Here is a 14,532-nt window from a genome sequence, read left to right as displayed (position 1 = left end):
GGAGCGGGGGTCCCGGGGCGGCCGCGCCCCGGGACCCCCGCCTCGGGCCCTTACCCTCGGGCCGGTCGTCTCAGCCCGGCCGCGTCCCAGGTCCTCGCCTCGGCCCGGTCTCGCCTCAGGCCCTTGCCTCGGCCCGGCCGTCTCAGGTCCTCACCTCAGTCCGGCCTCGCCTCGGCCCGCCCGTGCCTCAGGCCGGCCGCCTCAGCACGGTCAGGCTGAGGGGAGCGAGCTTCACCCGCTCGCCCCCCGCCAGCTCGGGACCCTCGTGGGGCGGCATGCCCTGCGGGTCGGAGGTGTCCACGACCGTGCGCCAGCGGTGGCCGTGGCTGTCCGGAACCGAGAACTCCAGCTCCTTCGAAGAGGCGTTGAACATCAGGAGGAAGGAGTCGTCCGCGATCCGCTCGCCCTGCGTGCCCGGCTCCGAGATGGCGTTCCCGTTGAGGAAGACGGTCAGCGCCTTGGCGTGCGCCGCCTGCCAGTCCCGGGAGGTCATCTCCTCGCCCTCCGGCGTGAACCAGGCGATGTCGGTCAGCTCGTCGTGGGTGCCCTCGACCGGCCGCCCGTGGAAGAAGCGGCGGCGGCGGAAGACGGGGTGCTCGCGGCGCAGCCGCACCATCGCCCGGGTGAAGCGGAGCAGCGTCGCCTCCGCCTCGCTGTTCTCCTTGGGCCACCGGACCCAGGACACCTCGTTGTCCTGGCAGTAGGCGTTGTTGTTGCCGCCCTGTGTCCGCCCGAACTCGTCGCCGTGGCTGAGCATCGGCACGCCCTGGGACAGCATCAGGGTGGCGAGGAAGTTGCGCATCTGGCGGGCGCGCAGCTCGTTGATCCCGATGTCCTCGGTCTCGCCCTCCGCCCCGCAGTTCCACGAGCGGTTGTGGCTCTCGCCGTCCCGGTTCTCCTCGCCGTTCGCCTCGTTGTGCTTCTCGTTGTACGACACCAGGTCGCGCAGCGTGAAGCCGTCGTGGCAGGTCACGAAGTTGACCGAGGCGAGCGGGCGGCGGCCGTCGTCCTGGTAGAGGTCGGAGGAGCCGGTGAGCCGGGAGGCGAACTCCGCGAGCGTGCGCGGTTCGCCCCGCCACAGGTCCCGCACGCAGTCCCGGTACTTGCCGTTCCACTCGGTCCACAGCGGCGGGAAGTTCCCCACCTGGTAACCGCCCTCGCCCACGTCCCACGGCTCGGCGATCAGCTTCACCTGGCTCACCACCGGGTCCTGCTGCACCAGGTCGAAGAAGGACGACAGCCGGTCCACCTCGTGGAACTGGCGGGCCAGGGTGGCCGCCAGGTCGAAGCGGAAGCCGTCCACGTGCATCTCGGTCACCCAGTACCGCAGGCTGTCCATGATCATCTGGAGCACGTGCGGGGACCGCATCAGCAGCGAGTTCCCGGTGCCGGTGGTGTCGAAGTAGTGCTGGGGCGCGTCGTCCACGAGCCGGTAGTACGAAGGGTTGTCCAGGCCCTTGAAAGAGAGCGTCGGGCCCAGGTGGTTGCCCTCGGCGGTGTGGTTGTAGACCACGTCGAGGATGACCTCGATGCCGGCCTGGTGCAGCGCCCGGACCGCCGACTTGAACTCCAGGACCTGCTGGCCCCGGTCGCCCCAGGACGCGTAGGCGTTGTGCGGGGCGAAGAAGCCGATCGTGTTGTAGCCCCAGTAGTTCGAGAGCCCCGCGTCCGCCAGCCGGTGGTCGTTCACGAACTGGTGGACGGGCATCAGTTCGAGCGCCGTCACCCCCAGCTCCTTCAGGTGGCCGATCACCGCCGGGTGCGCCAGCCCCGCGTACGTCCCGCGCAGCTCCTCCGGCAGGTCCGGGTGGAGCATCGTCAGGCCCTTCACGTGGGCCTCGTAGATCACCGTGTGGTGGTACTCGGTGCGCGGACGCCGGTCGTCGCCCCAGTCGAAGTACGGGTTGACCACGACGGAGGTCATCGTGTGCGGGGCCGAGTCGAGGTCGTTGCGCGCGTCCGGCTTCCCGAAGGGGTAGCCGTACACCGCCTCGCCCCACTCGACCCGCCCCGACACCGCCCGCGCGTAGGGGTCGAGCAGCAGCTTCGCCGCGTTGCAGCGCAGCCCCCGCTCGGGTTCGTACGGGCCGTGCACCCGGAACCCGTACCGCTGCCCGGGCATCACGCCCGGCAGGTAGGCGTGCCGTACGAACGCGTCGGTCTCGCGCAGTTCCACCGCCGTTTCCGAGCCGTCGTCGTGGATCAGACACAGCTCGATCCTGTGGGCGGCCTCCGAGAAGACCGCGAAGTTGGTTCCCGCGCCGTCATAGGTGGCGCCCAAGGGGTACGCCTGTCCCGGCCAGACTTGCATGGATACGACTCTTCCTCTTCTGTCCGGGTTTTTCTGGATGGTCTTCGGCCAGATACTGCCCGAAAGAGAGGCGACCTCCTAGGACTTCGCTCCGTCCTACCGGGTGACGGCCCACCGCGCGGGGGGACCGGAGGAAATGTGTGCGAAAAGGTGCCCCGCCGCCCGGCGGGAGGACCGGCCGGACCGGCCCCGCCGCGGGGCCGGTCCCGGGTTCCGTCCCGCCGCCCGGCGCGGGGGCCCGGGAAGGGCGCCGGTCCGGCGGCGACCCGGCCCCGCCCCCGGGCGCAACCGCTATGAATCCGCTCACTCCGGTCGATCTCATCCCATGGAACGCGCCTCCGGGGCCGGACAGTTGAGGAAGGAGCACGCCGATCCTGCTGCACCGCGTCCCGCTCGCGGAGTACCCTTCCTTGATCGTTGCCGGAGTGGTCGAAACGAGCGTCCAGGAGCAGAAGGCGGTGCGCGGGTGAGCTCGGGAGGTCTGGAGCTGCCCCCAGGGGACGCGGGCCGGGAAGGGGGGCCGGCCGGCCCCGTGGAGGCGTCGCCCGGAACGGCCGCGCCGCCGGGCGCCGACGCGCCGCCCGGCGCGGTCGCCGTGGCCCGTCCGGTCGAGATGGGGGCCGAGCTCGAGTGGGACGCCGAGGCCTGGAGCGAGGTCCGCACCCGGGCCCAGCGCGCCGGCCGCGCCTACATCTGGCTGAATCTGGTCGAACAGCGGCTGCGGGCCGTGGTCGCCGCCGTCCTGCGGCCCGTGTACGAGCCGGTCCACGGTGAGGAGTGGGTCGTCGCCGCCGCCGGTCCGGCCGGACAGGAGTGGGTGCAGCGCGCGGTCGCCGTGCGCGAGGTCTCCCGGCGCAAGGGCTACCTCCTCGACCCGGCCGACGACAACGTGCTGAGCTTCCTCACGCTCCCGCAGCTGCGCGAGCTGATGGTGCAGCACTGGCCGTGCTTCGAGCCCTACTTCGACGACCGGCGCGAGGTCGAGCTCGCCCTCGACGAACTGGAGGTCACGCGCAACGTGGTCTCCCGCAACCGGGCCCTCTCGCTGACCGTGCTCGCCCAGTCCGAACGGGCCTCCGCCCGCATCCTGGAGATCCTCGGCAGCGGGGCCGGGGTGCCGTCCGCCGACCGGCTGCCCGTCGACGCGGTCGAGGACCTGGTGGGCGACCGGTACGCGGACGTGGTGCAGGTCCATCCCGACCGGGTCCGGCTCCAGCGGCAGCTGCCCGCCGAGGACCTCTTCGGCGGGGCCCGCCGCCTCGACGCCACCGGCATAGGCCTCAACCTGCTCGTGCAGAACTTCTCCGGCCGCCGCATGGTGCGCCTCGCCGAGTCCGGCTGCCGGACCAGGCTCCTCTTCCTCAACCCCGCGAGCAGCGCCGTCAAACGGCGCGAGCGCGAACTCGGCCTGAAGAAGGGCGAGCTGAGCCGCTCGGTGGAGATGAACATCCTCCACATGCGCCGGGTCCGCTCCAAGCTCCGCGACCCCGGGGCCTTCCAGATCCACGTCTTCGACGAGACCCCCCGCTTCACCGCCTACCTGGTGGACGGCGACGGCCCGGACGGGGTGGGCGTCGTGCAGTCCTACCTGCGCCGGGCCCGGGGCATGGAGGCGCCGGTGCTCGTGCTGCGCGGCGGCGGCCGGAACGTCGTCCGGCACGACGCGAGGTCCGGTGAGGGCGACCACGGCCTGTTCGAGACGTACCGGGAGGAGTTCGAGTCGGTCTGGCTCGACTCCCGGCCCGTCTCCTGACCCCCCGCCCGGGCCCGCCTCCCGGCCCCCTGCCCGGCTCCTCCGCCGGACCCCGGGCGGGGCCCCGCCCGGGGGGACCCGGAGCGGTTGTCAGTGGCGCGTGCGAGGGTGGTCGGTACCACGGGGGAGATCACGCAAGGAGGACCCGATGGCTTGGCACGGCGAGACGCTGGTCGGCTTCGATCTGGAGACGACGGGCACCGACCCGCTGGAGGCCCGCATCGTGACGGCCTCGATCGTGGAGGTCGACGGCGGGGGGCGCGTCGCACACCGGCGGGACTGGCTCGCCGACCCGGGCGTCGGCATCCCGGACCAGGCCGCCGCGATCCACGGCATCACCACCGAACGCGCGGCGGCCGAGGGACGGCCGGCGCGCGAGGTGGCCGACGAGATAGCGACGGCCCTCGCCGCGTACTGGGAGGACGGCGTCCCGGTCGTCGCGTACAACGCCTCGTTCGACCTGACGCTCCTCGCCGCCGAGCTGCGCCGCCACGGGCTGCCCCCGATGGACGAACGGCTCGGCGGGGTCGCGATCGGCCCGGTCGTCGACCCGTACACCATCGACCGGGCCGTCGACCGCTACCGGCGCGGCAAGCGGACCCTGGAAGCCGTCTGCGGGGAGTACGGCGTCGTGCTCGAAGACGCCCACCAGGCCGCCGCCGACGCCCTGGCCGCCGTCCGGGTCGCCGTCGCGATAGCCGAGCGGCACCGGCAGGTGGCCGACCTCGACCCGGCCGAGCTGCACGCGCGCCAGATCGACTGGTACCGCGCCTGGGCCGAGGACTTCCAGGCCTTCCTGCGCCGCAAGGGCGACGCGGAGGCCGTCGTCGACACCGACTGGCCCCTGCGCGGGGCGGCCGCGACGGCGGACCGGGCCGAGCGCGTCACCGGCTCCTCCTGAGGAACCGGGACGGAGACCGCCCGGCGGGAGGGGCGGCCCCCCGGGGAGGGGAGACCCCCGGGGTCAGGAGTTCTCCCCCAGGAAGGAGAGCAGCAGCTCGTTCACCCTCTCCGGGCGGTCGAGCTGGAGCCAGTGGCCGGCCTCCTCGATCCGCTCGTAGCGCCAGGAACCGGCGACGTGCTCGCCCGTGCCGGACATCGAGTGCTCGGTGAGGAAGCGGTCACCCGTCGACCAGACGCCCATCACCGGGACGCCCTCCGGCAGCGGCGGCACCGCCCGGCGCGGGCCGAACAGGGCCTCCGGCGGCAGCGCCGCGCGGTAGATGTTCAGCGCGGCCGTCAGCGCGCCCGGCGCGCGCAGCGGCTCGATCACGGCCTCCGCGTCCGGATGCTCGGCCAGCATCGCGCGCAGATGGGCGAAGCCGTCCCGGGCCAGCCAGTCCTCGGCCACCCCGGCGAACTGGAACAGGAGCATGTACCAGGAGCGCTGCCGCTGCTCCCACCCGGCGTCCAGGTTCGCCGACAGGTGCCCCACCGACAGCAGGCTCAGGCTCCGCACCCGCTCCGCCGCCGTGTGGGTGAGGGCCTGGGCCACTCCCGAGCCCCAGTCGTGACCGACCAGATGGAACCGCTCGACGTCCAGCCGGGCGAGGAGCTCCAGCAGGTCGCCGACGTGCTTCGCCGGGTGGTACTCCTCCGGACCGCCCGCGGGCCGGTCCGACGCGCCGAAACCCCGCAGGGTGGGGGCGACGCACCGGAAGCCCGCCGCGGTCAGGGCCGCGACCTGGTGACGCCACAGGTGGTGGCTGTCAGGGAAACCGTGCACCAGCAGCACCGCCGGGCCCTCACCGCTCACCTCGACGTCCAGCGTGACGTCCGACAGCTCCACCCGCATCACAACACCCCGTTCCAGAAGACCGGTTCGACGGGATCATGATGGCAGAGCGGAGAGCGCCGGAAGCGGGAGCGGAGATCAGAACGGGTACCAGCGCACCGTGGGGTCGCCGTCCCGCAACGAGGCCACCCGCCGCTCGAATTCGGCCAGCGCCGCCGGGTTCGACGGCGCGTGCTGCGCCACCCACGCGCAGCTCGCGGTCTCCCGCGCCCCGCGCAGCACCGCACACCCCTCCCACTCCCGGACGTCCCAGCCGTACGCCCCGGTGAAGGCGTCGTACGCGGCCGGATCGAGGCCGTACCGGTCCCGGGAGAGCGCGAGCACCACGAGGTCGTGCTCGCGCAGGTCCGAGGAGAAGGTCTCCAGGTCGACCAGGACCGGGCCGTCCGGGCCGACGTGGACGTTCCGGGGAAGCGCGTCCCCGTGGATCGGGCCCGGCGGCAGGTGCGGGGTCAGGGCGGCCGCCGCCGGGGCGAAGGAGTCGCGCCGCTCGCGCAGGAAGGCCGCGTCCGCCGGGTCGATCGCGTCCCCCGCGAGCCGCAGCCACCGCTCCACCCCGCCCAGCAGTTCGCGGCGGGGGAGCGCGATGTCCTCCGGCTCCGGCAGGGCGTGCACCCGCCGCAGCAGCGGGGCGAGGTCACGCGGCTCGGACGGCCGGACCGCCCCGGGCAGCCGGTGCCAGAGGGTGACCGGGTGCCCCGCCACGAGACGGGGCTTCTCCTCCGCCGCCCGCACCGCCGGAATCCCGGCCCCGGCGAGCCAGGCGGCGAGGGCCAGCTCCCGTTCCGCCCGGCCCAGCAGTCCGGCGTCCCGGCCGACCTTCGCCACCAGGTCGCCCACGGCGAAGACCGCGTTCTCCCCGAGGGCCAGGAGCCGGGCCTCCCCGGCCGGCAGCCCCGCCCCGTCCAGGATCTCCCGTGCCCGCGCCTCGTCCATCACTCTCTCCCTCCACCCGTGTGTTCGCGCCAAAGTCTCCCATCCGTCCGGTCCGACCCCCGGACCGGACGGCGATCGGACACCGGCCCGCTATCAGCGGAAATGAACGGTTCGCGCCCGCCCCGCCATTACGAAACCTTGTTGAACAAGTCACAGAAGGGTGACGGGCCTTCTCTCCGCTCCCTCCGTCGGACAGTGTTCGAACCGGCCACCGCGCCGCCCCCCACGAGGCGCGGTGGCCCCCACGAGGCGCGGTGGTCCCCTCTAGATTGGGGGCATGACGCAGACGTACGCGGCCCTGCTCCGGGGCATCAACGTGAGCGGGCGCCGGAAGGTCCCCATGGCGGAACTCCGGACCCTCCTCGAAGGCCTCGGCCACCGGAACGTCCGTACCCATCTCCAGAGCGGGAACGCCGTCTTCACCGCCGGTTCGGCCGCCTCCGAGGAGGAGGTGACGGCCGCGCTCGAAGACGCGATCGAGGAGCGCTTCGGGTTCCGCGTCGACTGCCTCGTCCGCGACGGCGCCTACCTCGCGGCCGTCGCGGAGGCCTGCCCGTTCCCCGCCGCCGAACTGGAGGGAAGGCAGCTGCACGCCTTCTATCTCTCGGGACCCCCGGACCCCGGACGCTTCGCCGCGATCGACCGGGAGGCCTACCGTCCGGAGGACTTCGCCCTCGGGGACCGGGTCCTCTACCTCTACGCCCCCGGGGGCCTCGGCACCTCCGCGCTGGGCGGCGCGGTCTCCCGGCCCGCCCTCACCAAGGGGCTCGTGGTCACCGCGCGCAACTGGAACACGGTCCTCAAGCTGGTGGAGATGACCCGGGAGGAGTGACGGCGAAGTGGCCCATTCCGAAAGCTCCCGAATGGACCACCGAAGCGGGCCACCCGCCCACTAGATTCGACCGCATGACGACCACCGAGAACACCCGGAGCACCGAGAACACCGCCGGCACCGACAGCACCGACAGCACCGACAGCACCAGCACCACCAGCACCGAGGACACCCGGAGCGCCCAGGACGCGCCGGGCGCCCGGAGCGCCGGGACCCGGCCCCGTACCACCGTCGACTTCTACTTCGACCCCGCCTGCCCCTTCGCCTGGATCACCTCCCGCTGGATCCTGGAGGTCGAGCGCCACCGCGACATCGACGTCCGCTTCCGCGTCATGAGCCTGTACTTCCACAACGAGGGCAACGAACTCCCCGACTGGTACCGGGAACTCGTCGACGCCTCGATCGGCCCGGTGCGCGTGGCGGCCGCCGCCGCCGAACGGCACGGCGAGGAGGTCCTGCGCCCGCTCTACACCGCGTACGGAACCCGCATCCACGAGGGGAAGCGGAAGGACTTCGACGCCGTGATCACCGAATCGCTCGCCGAACTCGGCCTTCCGGCCGGACTCGCCGACGCCGCCCACGACCCGTCGTACGACGACGCGGTCCGCCGCAGCCACGACGCCGGGAAGGACCCCGACGCCGGGGCGTACGTCGGCACCCCGACGCTCCACGTCGACGGCACGGCCTGGTTCGGCCCGGTCCTGCGCGCCATCCCCCGGGGCGAGCGCGCGGCCGAACTCTTCGACTCCTTCCGGGTCCTGGCCTCCCACCCCGACCTCTTCGAACTCAAGCGCACCCGCACCGGAAGCCTCGACTTCGGTTAGCCTCCCGCCGCGAGGGCGGACCGGTTGTCGGACCCGTCCGGGAGGCTCCCGGCACGGAGACGACCGTGCGGCCGACGATCGACTGTTCCGACCCGCGGAGAACGGTGGAGTTCTGGTCCCGCGCCCTGGGCCACGTGCCCGAGCCCGCGCCGGAGGGGCACGCCACGTGGCGCGCCTGCCGGGAGGCGAGGGGGCGCCCCCGGAGGACAGGCGGAACCCTTCGGCGCCTTCCCTAGGGCCGGAACCCCACGAACGTGTGGGTGATGCCCGTCTGCCATCCCGGCTGCGGAAGGACCCGCACACCGTCGAAGCCCGCGCGGCGCAGCCGGCCGGCGAAGGCGGGCGCGGTGTCGAAGTCGAGGACGCTGCGCCACAGATGGCGGTAGAGCGCCCCGTCCCCGTGGCGGCGGCCCCACGGCAGGACGACCGCGCCCATCACCGCCGACCACACCGCCCGGTGGAGGGCCCGGCCGCCGAGGGCGTACTCGTGGACGACCAGGCGCCCGCCCGGGCGGAGGAGCCCGCGGACCCGGCCGAGCACGTCGTCCGGGTCCGCGACGTTGCGGAAGAGATAGGCGGCGAAGACCGCGTCGTACGGGCCGCTCACCCCCGCCCCGGCCATGTCCTCCACGGAGGCGTGCACGAAGGAGACCCCCGGGGGCCACGACTTGCGGAGCGCCCGGTCGAGCATCCCGGCGGACGCGTCGACGCCCGTGACCGAGGCCCCGGGCGCGGCCCGCAGCAGCGCCCGGGTCGACGCCCCCGTGCCGCAGCCGAGGTCCAGGACCGACCTGCCCCGCCCGCCGTCCGGCAGGGCGAGGCGGCGGGCCGAGCGGAGCAGGTGCCGGTGGTAGCCGGGGCTCGCCGACGTCATCCGGTCGTACGTCCGCGAGGCGTGGTCGAAGGCGTGGGCGAGGTCGGCGTCTCGCAACAAGGACATGGTCTGCTCCTCCGCCGGGGGTGTCGCCCGCAGTGTCGCCCATGACCCGCGCCGCCGGGGGCGCCACCGGGTGGGGATTGGGCTGGACGGCTCAAGGAACGGTGCATCCGATCCCGTCGGCGGTACTGAATGACCCGTGAAGCCCGAAGCGATGCCGCCCGCCAGCGAGGGATGACCCCATGCGCGTACTCGATCCACTCCATGTCGACAACGACGTGCCCTCCGCCGTCGGGACGCACCTCGTGGCCGTGCTCGGACGGCGCACGGAGGAGGCGCCGGACGTCGACCCGGAGTTCGCGTCCGACATCGCCGGCCGGGTGGCGGACTTCGCGCTGACGGGAGGCCGCCGGTTGCGCGCCGAGTTCCTGTGGTGGGCGATGCGGGGCTGCGGCGGCGGGGCCGCCGAGACACCGCCGGCCCTGGGCGTCGCGGCGGCGCTCGAACTCGTCCAGGCCTGCGCCCTGATCCACGACGACGTGATGGACGGCTCGCCCCTGCGGAGGGGGCGGCCCGCCGTGCACGTCGCGCTGGACGCGCGGTTCGGCACGCGGGAACGCGAGCTGCCCTGCGGCACGTTCGGCTCCGCCGCCGCCGTCCTGGCCGGCGACCTGGCCCTGGCCTGGGCCGACGACGTCTTCGCGGAGTCCGTCGACGGAATCCGCCCGGCGGCCCGGGCGGCCGCCGTCTGGCGGGCGATGCGCACGGAGATGGTGGCGGGCCAGTACCTCGACCTGCGGGCCCGCGCCACGGGCGACGGCTCGGCCGGACGGGCGGAGCGGACGGCCGTCCTGAAGACGGCGCTCTACTCCGTGGGGCACCCCCTGGCCCTGGGGGCGACGTTGGCGGGCGCGTCCGGGGACACGGCCCGCGGCCTCCGGGAGGCGGGCAGGTCCGCCGGGCTCGCCTTCCAGCTGTACGACGACGTACGGGGGGCCTTCGGCGACCCCGCGGCCACGGGGAAGCCGGTCGGGGAGGACGTCCGGGAGGGCAGGGCGACGTACCTCCTGGCCGTCGCCAGGGAACGGTGCGCCGAACTGGGGGACCGTGCGGGACTCGGGCTCCTGGAGAGGATCACCGGCGGACCCGGCCCGGCCGGCCCGCGTGCCACCGGCACCCGTACGACCGAGGAGGACGTGAGCCGGGTCCTCGACCTGCTCGTCGCGTGCGGGGCCCGGGACCGGGTCGCCCGGCGGATCGAGGAGCTGTGCGGCCTGGGCGCGGAGGCGGTGGTGCGCACCGGGCTCTCGCCGGAGGCCGCCGACCGGATCGGGGCGCTCTTCAGGAGGGCCTGCGGCCTGGAACCCGCCCCCGCGACCACCCCCGTCGGCGGCCCCGCGACCGCCACCGCCCCCGCGAACGCCACCGCCCCTGCCGGCGGCCCCGCGACCGTCGCTGCCCCCGCGACCGCCGCCACCGCCCCCACCACCACAGACCCCGCCACCGTCACCACTGCCACCACCGGCCCCGTGCCCGTACTGATCGGAGAGGCCCGTTGAGGACCGTCACGGGGCCCACGGACCACGTCGTCGTGGTGGGCGCGGGGCTCGCCGGGCTCGCCGCCGCCCTCCACCTCCTCGGCGCCGGACGCCGGGTGACCGTCGTCGAGCGCGACCCGCTCCCGGGCGGGCGGGCCGGCCGGCGCGACCTCGGCGGCTACCGGACGGACACCGGCCCGACCGTCCTCACCATGCCCGACATCCTGGACGAGGCCTTCCGGGCGGTGGGGGACTCCCTGCGCGAACGGGTCGAACTCGTCCCGCTCCACCCGGCCTACCGGGCGCTGTTCGCCGACGGCACCCGCCTCGACGTGCACACCGGAGCCGAGGCCATGGAGGCGGAGGTCACCGCCTTCGCCGGCGCCCGCGAGGCCGCGGGGTACCGGAGGCTGCGCCGGTGGCTGGAGGAGCTGTACGCGGTCCAGATGCGCCGCTTCATCGACACCAACTTCGACTCCCCCCTGCGGCTCCTCCACCCCGATCTCGCGCGGCTCGCCGCCCTCGGCGGCTTCGGACGGCTCGACGGCGCCGTGGCGCGGTTCCTGTCGGACGAGCGGCTGCGGCGCGTCTTCTCCTTCCAGGCCCTGTACGCCGGGGTGTCGCCCTCGCGGGCGCTGGCCGCCTACGCGGTGATCTCCTACATGGACACGGTCGCCGGCGTGTACTTCCCGCGCGGCGGCATGCACGCCGTACCGGCGGCCATGGCGGACGCGGTGACCCGGGCCGGCGGCACGGTCCGGTACGACGAACCGGTCACCGCGCTCGAACGCCGGGGCGAGCGGATCACCGCCGTGATCACCGGGCACGACCGGATTCCCTGCGACGCGGTGGTCCTCACCCCCGACCTGCCCGTCGCCTACGGCCTCCTCGGACGCGGCCCCCGGCGGCCCGTCCGGCTGCGGCACTCCCCGAGCGCCGTCGTGCTCCACGTGGGGACGGACCGGACGTGGGACCTGCTGGCCCACCACACCCTCTCCTTCGGCGGGGCGTGGGAGGACACCTTCGACGAACTGATCGACCGGGGGTGCCTGATGAGCGACCCCTCCCTGCTGGTCACCCGGCCCACGGCCACCGATCCGTCCCTCGCCCCGCCCGGCCGCCACCTGCACTACGTCCTCGCGCCGTGCCCGAACACCCGGACCGGCCCGGACGCGGTCCACTGGGGCGAACTCGGCCCGCGCTACCGCGACGCGCTCGTCCGCGCGCTCGAACGCCGGGGACTCGACGGCCTCGGCGCGTCGATCGAGGAGGAGTCCCTGGTGACCCCGGCCGACTGGACGGCCCTGGGCCACGCGGCCGGCACCCCCTTCTCCGCCGCCCACACCTTCGCCCAGACGGGCCCCTTCCGGCCGCGCAACCTCGTGCGCGGCACCGCCAACGCCGTCCTGGCCGGCTGCGGCACCACGCCCGGCGTGGGCGTCCCCACGGTCCTGCTCTCCGGGAAGCTCGCCGCCGCGCGCGTCACCGGCGGCCGGACCCGGGGCGGCGGGGGCCCCGCGGGACCCGGGACGGGAACGCACCGCGCACCGGCGCGCGCCCGCGTGGACGGAGCGGCGCGGTGACCGCCCGGGAACTGGACGCGGCGGGCATCACCGACCCGCGCCTGCGGGCCGCGTACACCGTCTGCCGGCGGCTGAACGCACGGCACGGCAGGACGTACTTCCTGGCCACCCGGCTGCTCCCCGTCGACCGGCGGGCCGCCGTGCACGCGCTGTACGGCTTCGCGCGGCGCGCCGACGACATCGTCGACGACCTGGGGCCCGGCGCGACGACGGAACAGCGCTCCACCGCGCTGCGGAACCTGGAGGAGCAGTGGCGGACCGCCCTCCGGGGCGGCGGGGTCCGGGAACCGGTGGTCCTCGCCGCGGCCGACACCCGCGCCCGGTACGCCATCCCCGCCCGCCACTTCTCCGACTTCCTGGCGTCGATGCGCAGTGACCTGACGGTCCGCCGGTACGCCACGTACGCCGACCTCCAGGCCTACATGCACGGCTCCGCCGCCGTCATCGGCCTCCAGATGGTCCCCGTCCTGGGCACCGTCGTCCCCCGCGCGGAGGCGGAGCCGTACGCGGCGGCGCTCGGGCGGGCGTTCCAGCTCACCAACTTCCTCCGGGACGTCGGGGAGGACCTGGACCGGGGCCGCGTGTACCTCCCCGCCGACCTGCTCGCCGCGCACGGGGTCGACGCCGACCTGCTGGCGTGGAGCAGGCTCACCGGCTCCCGGGACACGCGCATCACCGCCGCCCTTAGGGCCGCCGCCGCGCTGACCCGGGACGTCTACCGCGAGGCGGAACCGGGCATCGCCCGCCTCGCCCCCGTGTCGGTGCCGTGCGTGCGGGCCGCCTTCGTGCTGTACGGCGACATCCTGGGCGCCATCGAGAGGGACGGGTACGCGGTGGTGCACCGCAGGGCCGTCGTCGGCCGCCGCCGCAGGGCGTCCGTCGCGGCGCGCGGCCTGGTGGGCGCCCTCGCCGCCCGCGCCCTGCCGCGCCGCGCCGTCCCGTACCCGGCGGACGTCCCGGGCGGGGGACGGGACGTCCCGGTGCGGAACGGGGCGGACCTGGACCGCGCGGCGGGAGGCGACCCGAGGTGAGCGCGGGGAGGAGGCCGGGACGCCGGACACCGGTGCCGCTGCGGCTGCGCCGGGACGCCGTCCCGTGGGAACGGCAGCGGCCCACGTGGCGCGATGCCTCCCCGGCGCTGATCGCCGGGGCGCTGGCCCGGGCCGGACGGCGGCCCACGGGCAACTGGTACGTCGTCGGCGGCAGTCGCGACCTGGCGGACGGCGGGCCGCTCGGGCGGACCGTGGCGGGCACCGAGATCGTCCTCTGGCGCGACCGGGAGGGACGGCCCCGCGCGGGCCCGGGCGCCTGCCCGCACCTGGGGGCGCCCCTGAAGGACAGCGCCGTGCGGTGCGGGACGCTGATCTGCCACTGGCACGGACTCGCCCTGGACGGCGGCCCCTTCGCGGGCTGGTCGCCGTGGCCCGCGTACGACGACGGGGTGCTGCTGTGGGTCAGGCTGGACCGGGTGGGCGGCGGAACCCCGACGGAACGGCCCCCCGTGCCCGGACGCCCCCCGGCCGCCGGGGCGGTGGACGCCGTCTACACGGGCGTGGGGACGTGCGAACCGGAGGACGTCGTCGCCAACCGGCTCGACCCCTGGCACGGCGCGTGGCTCCACCCCTACTCGTTCGTGGACCTGGAGGTGGTGCGGACCCCCACGGACGAGGACGACGAACTGGTGGTGGACGTGTCGTTCAAGGTGGCCGGGCGCGTCGTGGTGCCGGTCCGGGCCGTGTTCACCGCGCCCGGCCCCCGGACGGTCGTCATGCGGATCGTGGCGGGCGAGGGGACGGGCTCGGTGGTCGAGACGCACGCGACGCCCCTGACGCCCCCGGGGGCGGCGCGTCCGCGCACCGCCGTGGTGGAGGCCGTCGTCGCGGACTCGGACCGCCCGGGGTTCGCCGTCGCCCGCCTGGCGGCGCCGCTGCTGCGCCCGGCGATGCGGGCGGCGGCGGGCCGCCTGTGGCGCGACGACCTGGCCTACGCGGAACGGCGGTGGGCCCTGCGGGCCCGGGGCCTCTTCCCGGGCTGAGCCGCGCCCGGCCCGGGACCGCCCGTCCACGGCGCCCCGGGCCCCGGC

At 74.9% G+C, this 14,532-nt stretch carries 12 protein-coding genes; 8 read left to right on the top strand and 4 right to left on the bottom strand.

What is annotated here, in order from left to right:
• Positions 1–187 precede the first annotated feature (187 nt).
• Entirely contained in the window at positions 188–2,311 is a 2,124-nt protein-coding gene (glgX, locus tag ACZ3IL_RS24060; protein WP_467393248.1) for a glycogen debranching protein GlgX, read from the bottom strand.
• A 466-nt stretch (positions 2,312–2,777) separates the two neighbouring features.
• Here glgX and ACZ3IL_RS24055 point away from each other — a divergent pair, with 466 nt between their 5' ends.
• Both ACZ3IL_RS24055 and ACZ3IL_RS24050 read left to right on the top strand, forming a co-directional pair.
• Entirely contained in the window at positions 2,778–4,064 is a 1,287-nt protein-coding gene (locus ACZ3IL_RS24055; protein WP_467393246.1) for an SAV2148 family HEPN domain-containing protein, read from the top strand.
• 148 nt (positions 4,065–4,212) lie between these two features.
• On the top strand, positions 4,213–4,965 hold the full coding sequence (locus ACZ3IL_RS24050) for an exonuclease domain-containing protein (protein WP_467393244.1): 753 nt from the start codon (positions 4,213–4,215) through the stop codon (positions 4,963–4,965).
• A 63-nt stretch (positions 4,966–5,028) separates the two neighbouring features.
• Here the strand turns inward: ACZ3IL_RS24050 and ACZ3IL_RS24045 are convergent, their stop codons facing one another.
• Positions 5,029–5,859, bottom strand: a complete 831-nt coding sequence (locus ACZ3IL_RS24045) for an alpha/beta fold hydrolase (RefSeq protein ID WP_467393242.1) — start codon at positions 5,857–5,859, stop codon at positions 5,029–5,031.
• 78 nt (positions 5,860–5,937) lie between these two features.
• Positions 5,938–6,795: a phosphotransferase enzyme family protein gene (locus ACZ3IL_RS24040; protein WP_467393240.1), complete on the bottom strand. Its 858-nt coding sequence runs from the start codon at positions 6,793–6,795 to the stop codon at positions 5,938–5,940.
• 277 nt (positions 6,796–7,072) lie between these two features.
• Here ACZ3IL_RS24040 and ACZ3IL_RS24035 point away from each other — a divergent pair, with 277 nt between their 5' ends.
• The gene (locus ACZ3IL_RS24035; RefSeq protein WP_467393238.1) at positions 7,073–7,627 is read left to right on the top strand and encodes a DUF1697 domain-containing protein; all 555 of its coding nucleotides are present in this window, start codon (positions 7,073–7,075) and stop codon (positions 7,625–7,627) included.
• Between the two features lie 74 nt (positions 7,628–7,701).
• A complete protein-coding gene (locus tag ACZ3IL_RS24030) occupies positions 7,702–8,451 on the top strand; it encodes a mycothiol-dependent nitroreductase Rv2466c family protein (protein WP_467393236.1) in 750 nt (249 codons plus the stop codon).
• Between the two features lie 232 nt (positions 8,452–8,683).
• Here the strand turns inward: ACZ3IL_RS24030 and ACZ3IL_RS24025 are convergent, their stop codons facing one another.
• A complete protein-coding gene (locus tag ACZ3IL_RS24025; protein ID WP_467393234.1) occupies positions 8,684–9,391 on the bottom strand; it encodes a methyltransferase domain-containing protein in 708 nt (235 codons plus the stop codon).
• Positions 9,392–9,570: 179 nt separating this feature from the next.
• On the opposite strand from ACZ3IL_RS24025, the gene ACZ3IL_RS24020 reads away from it, so the two are divergent.
• Genes ACZ3IL_RS24020 through ACZ3IL_RS24005 form a run of 4 tightly spaced genes read left to right on the top strand, consistent with a single transcriptional unit; the run spans position 9,571 to position 14,484 of the window.
• Positions 9,571–10,887, top strand: coding sequence for a polyprenyl synthetase family protein (locus tag ACZ3IL_RS24020; protein WP_467393232.1), 1,317 nt, complete (start codon positions 9,571–9,573; stop codon positions 10,885–10,887).
• Positions 10,884–12,449, top strand: coding sequence for a phytoene desaturase family protein (gene crtI, locus ACZ3IL_RS24015; protein ID WP_467393230.1), 1,566 nt, complete (start codon positions 10,884–10,886; stop codon positions 12,447–12,449). Before ACZ3IL_RS24020 ends, crtI begins: the two co-directional genes overlap by 4 nt.
• A complete protein-coding gene (locus ACZ3IL_RS24010) occupies positions 12,446–13,480 on the top strand; it encodes a phytoene/squalene synthase family protein (RefSeq protein ID WP_467393228.1) in 1,035 nt (344 codons plus the stop codon). The genes crtI and ACZ3IL_RS24010 overlap by 4 nt, the downstream gene beginning before the upstream one ends.
• Positions 13,477–14,484: a DUF5914 domain-containing protein gene (locus ACZ3IL_RS24005; protein WP_467393226.1), complete on the top strand. Its 1,008-nt coding sequence runs from the start codon at positions 13,477–13,479 to the stop codon at positions 14,482–14,484. The genes ACZ3IL_RS24010 and ACZ3IL_RS24005 overlap by 4 nt, the downstream gene beginning before the upstream one ends.
• Positions 14,485–14,532: the final 48 nt, after the last annotated feature.

The sequence above is a fragment of the Streptomyces sp. NPDC014907 genome, from assembly GCF_055562975.1.
This window is presented reverse-complemented; position numbering and strand designations above follow the sequence as displayed.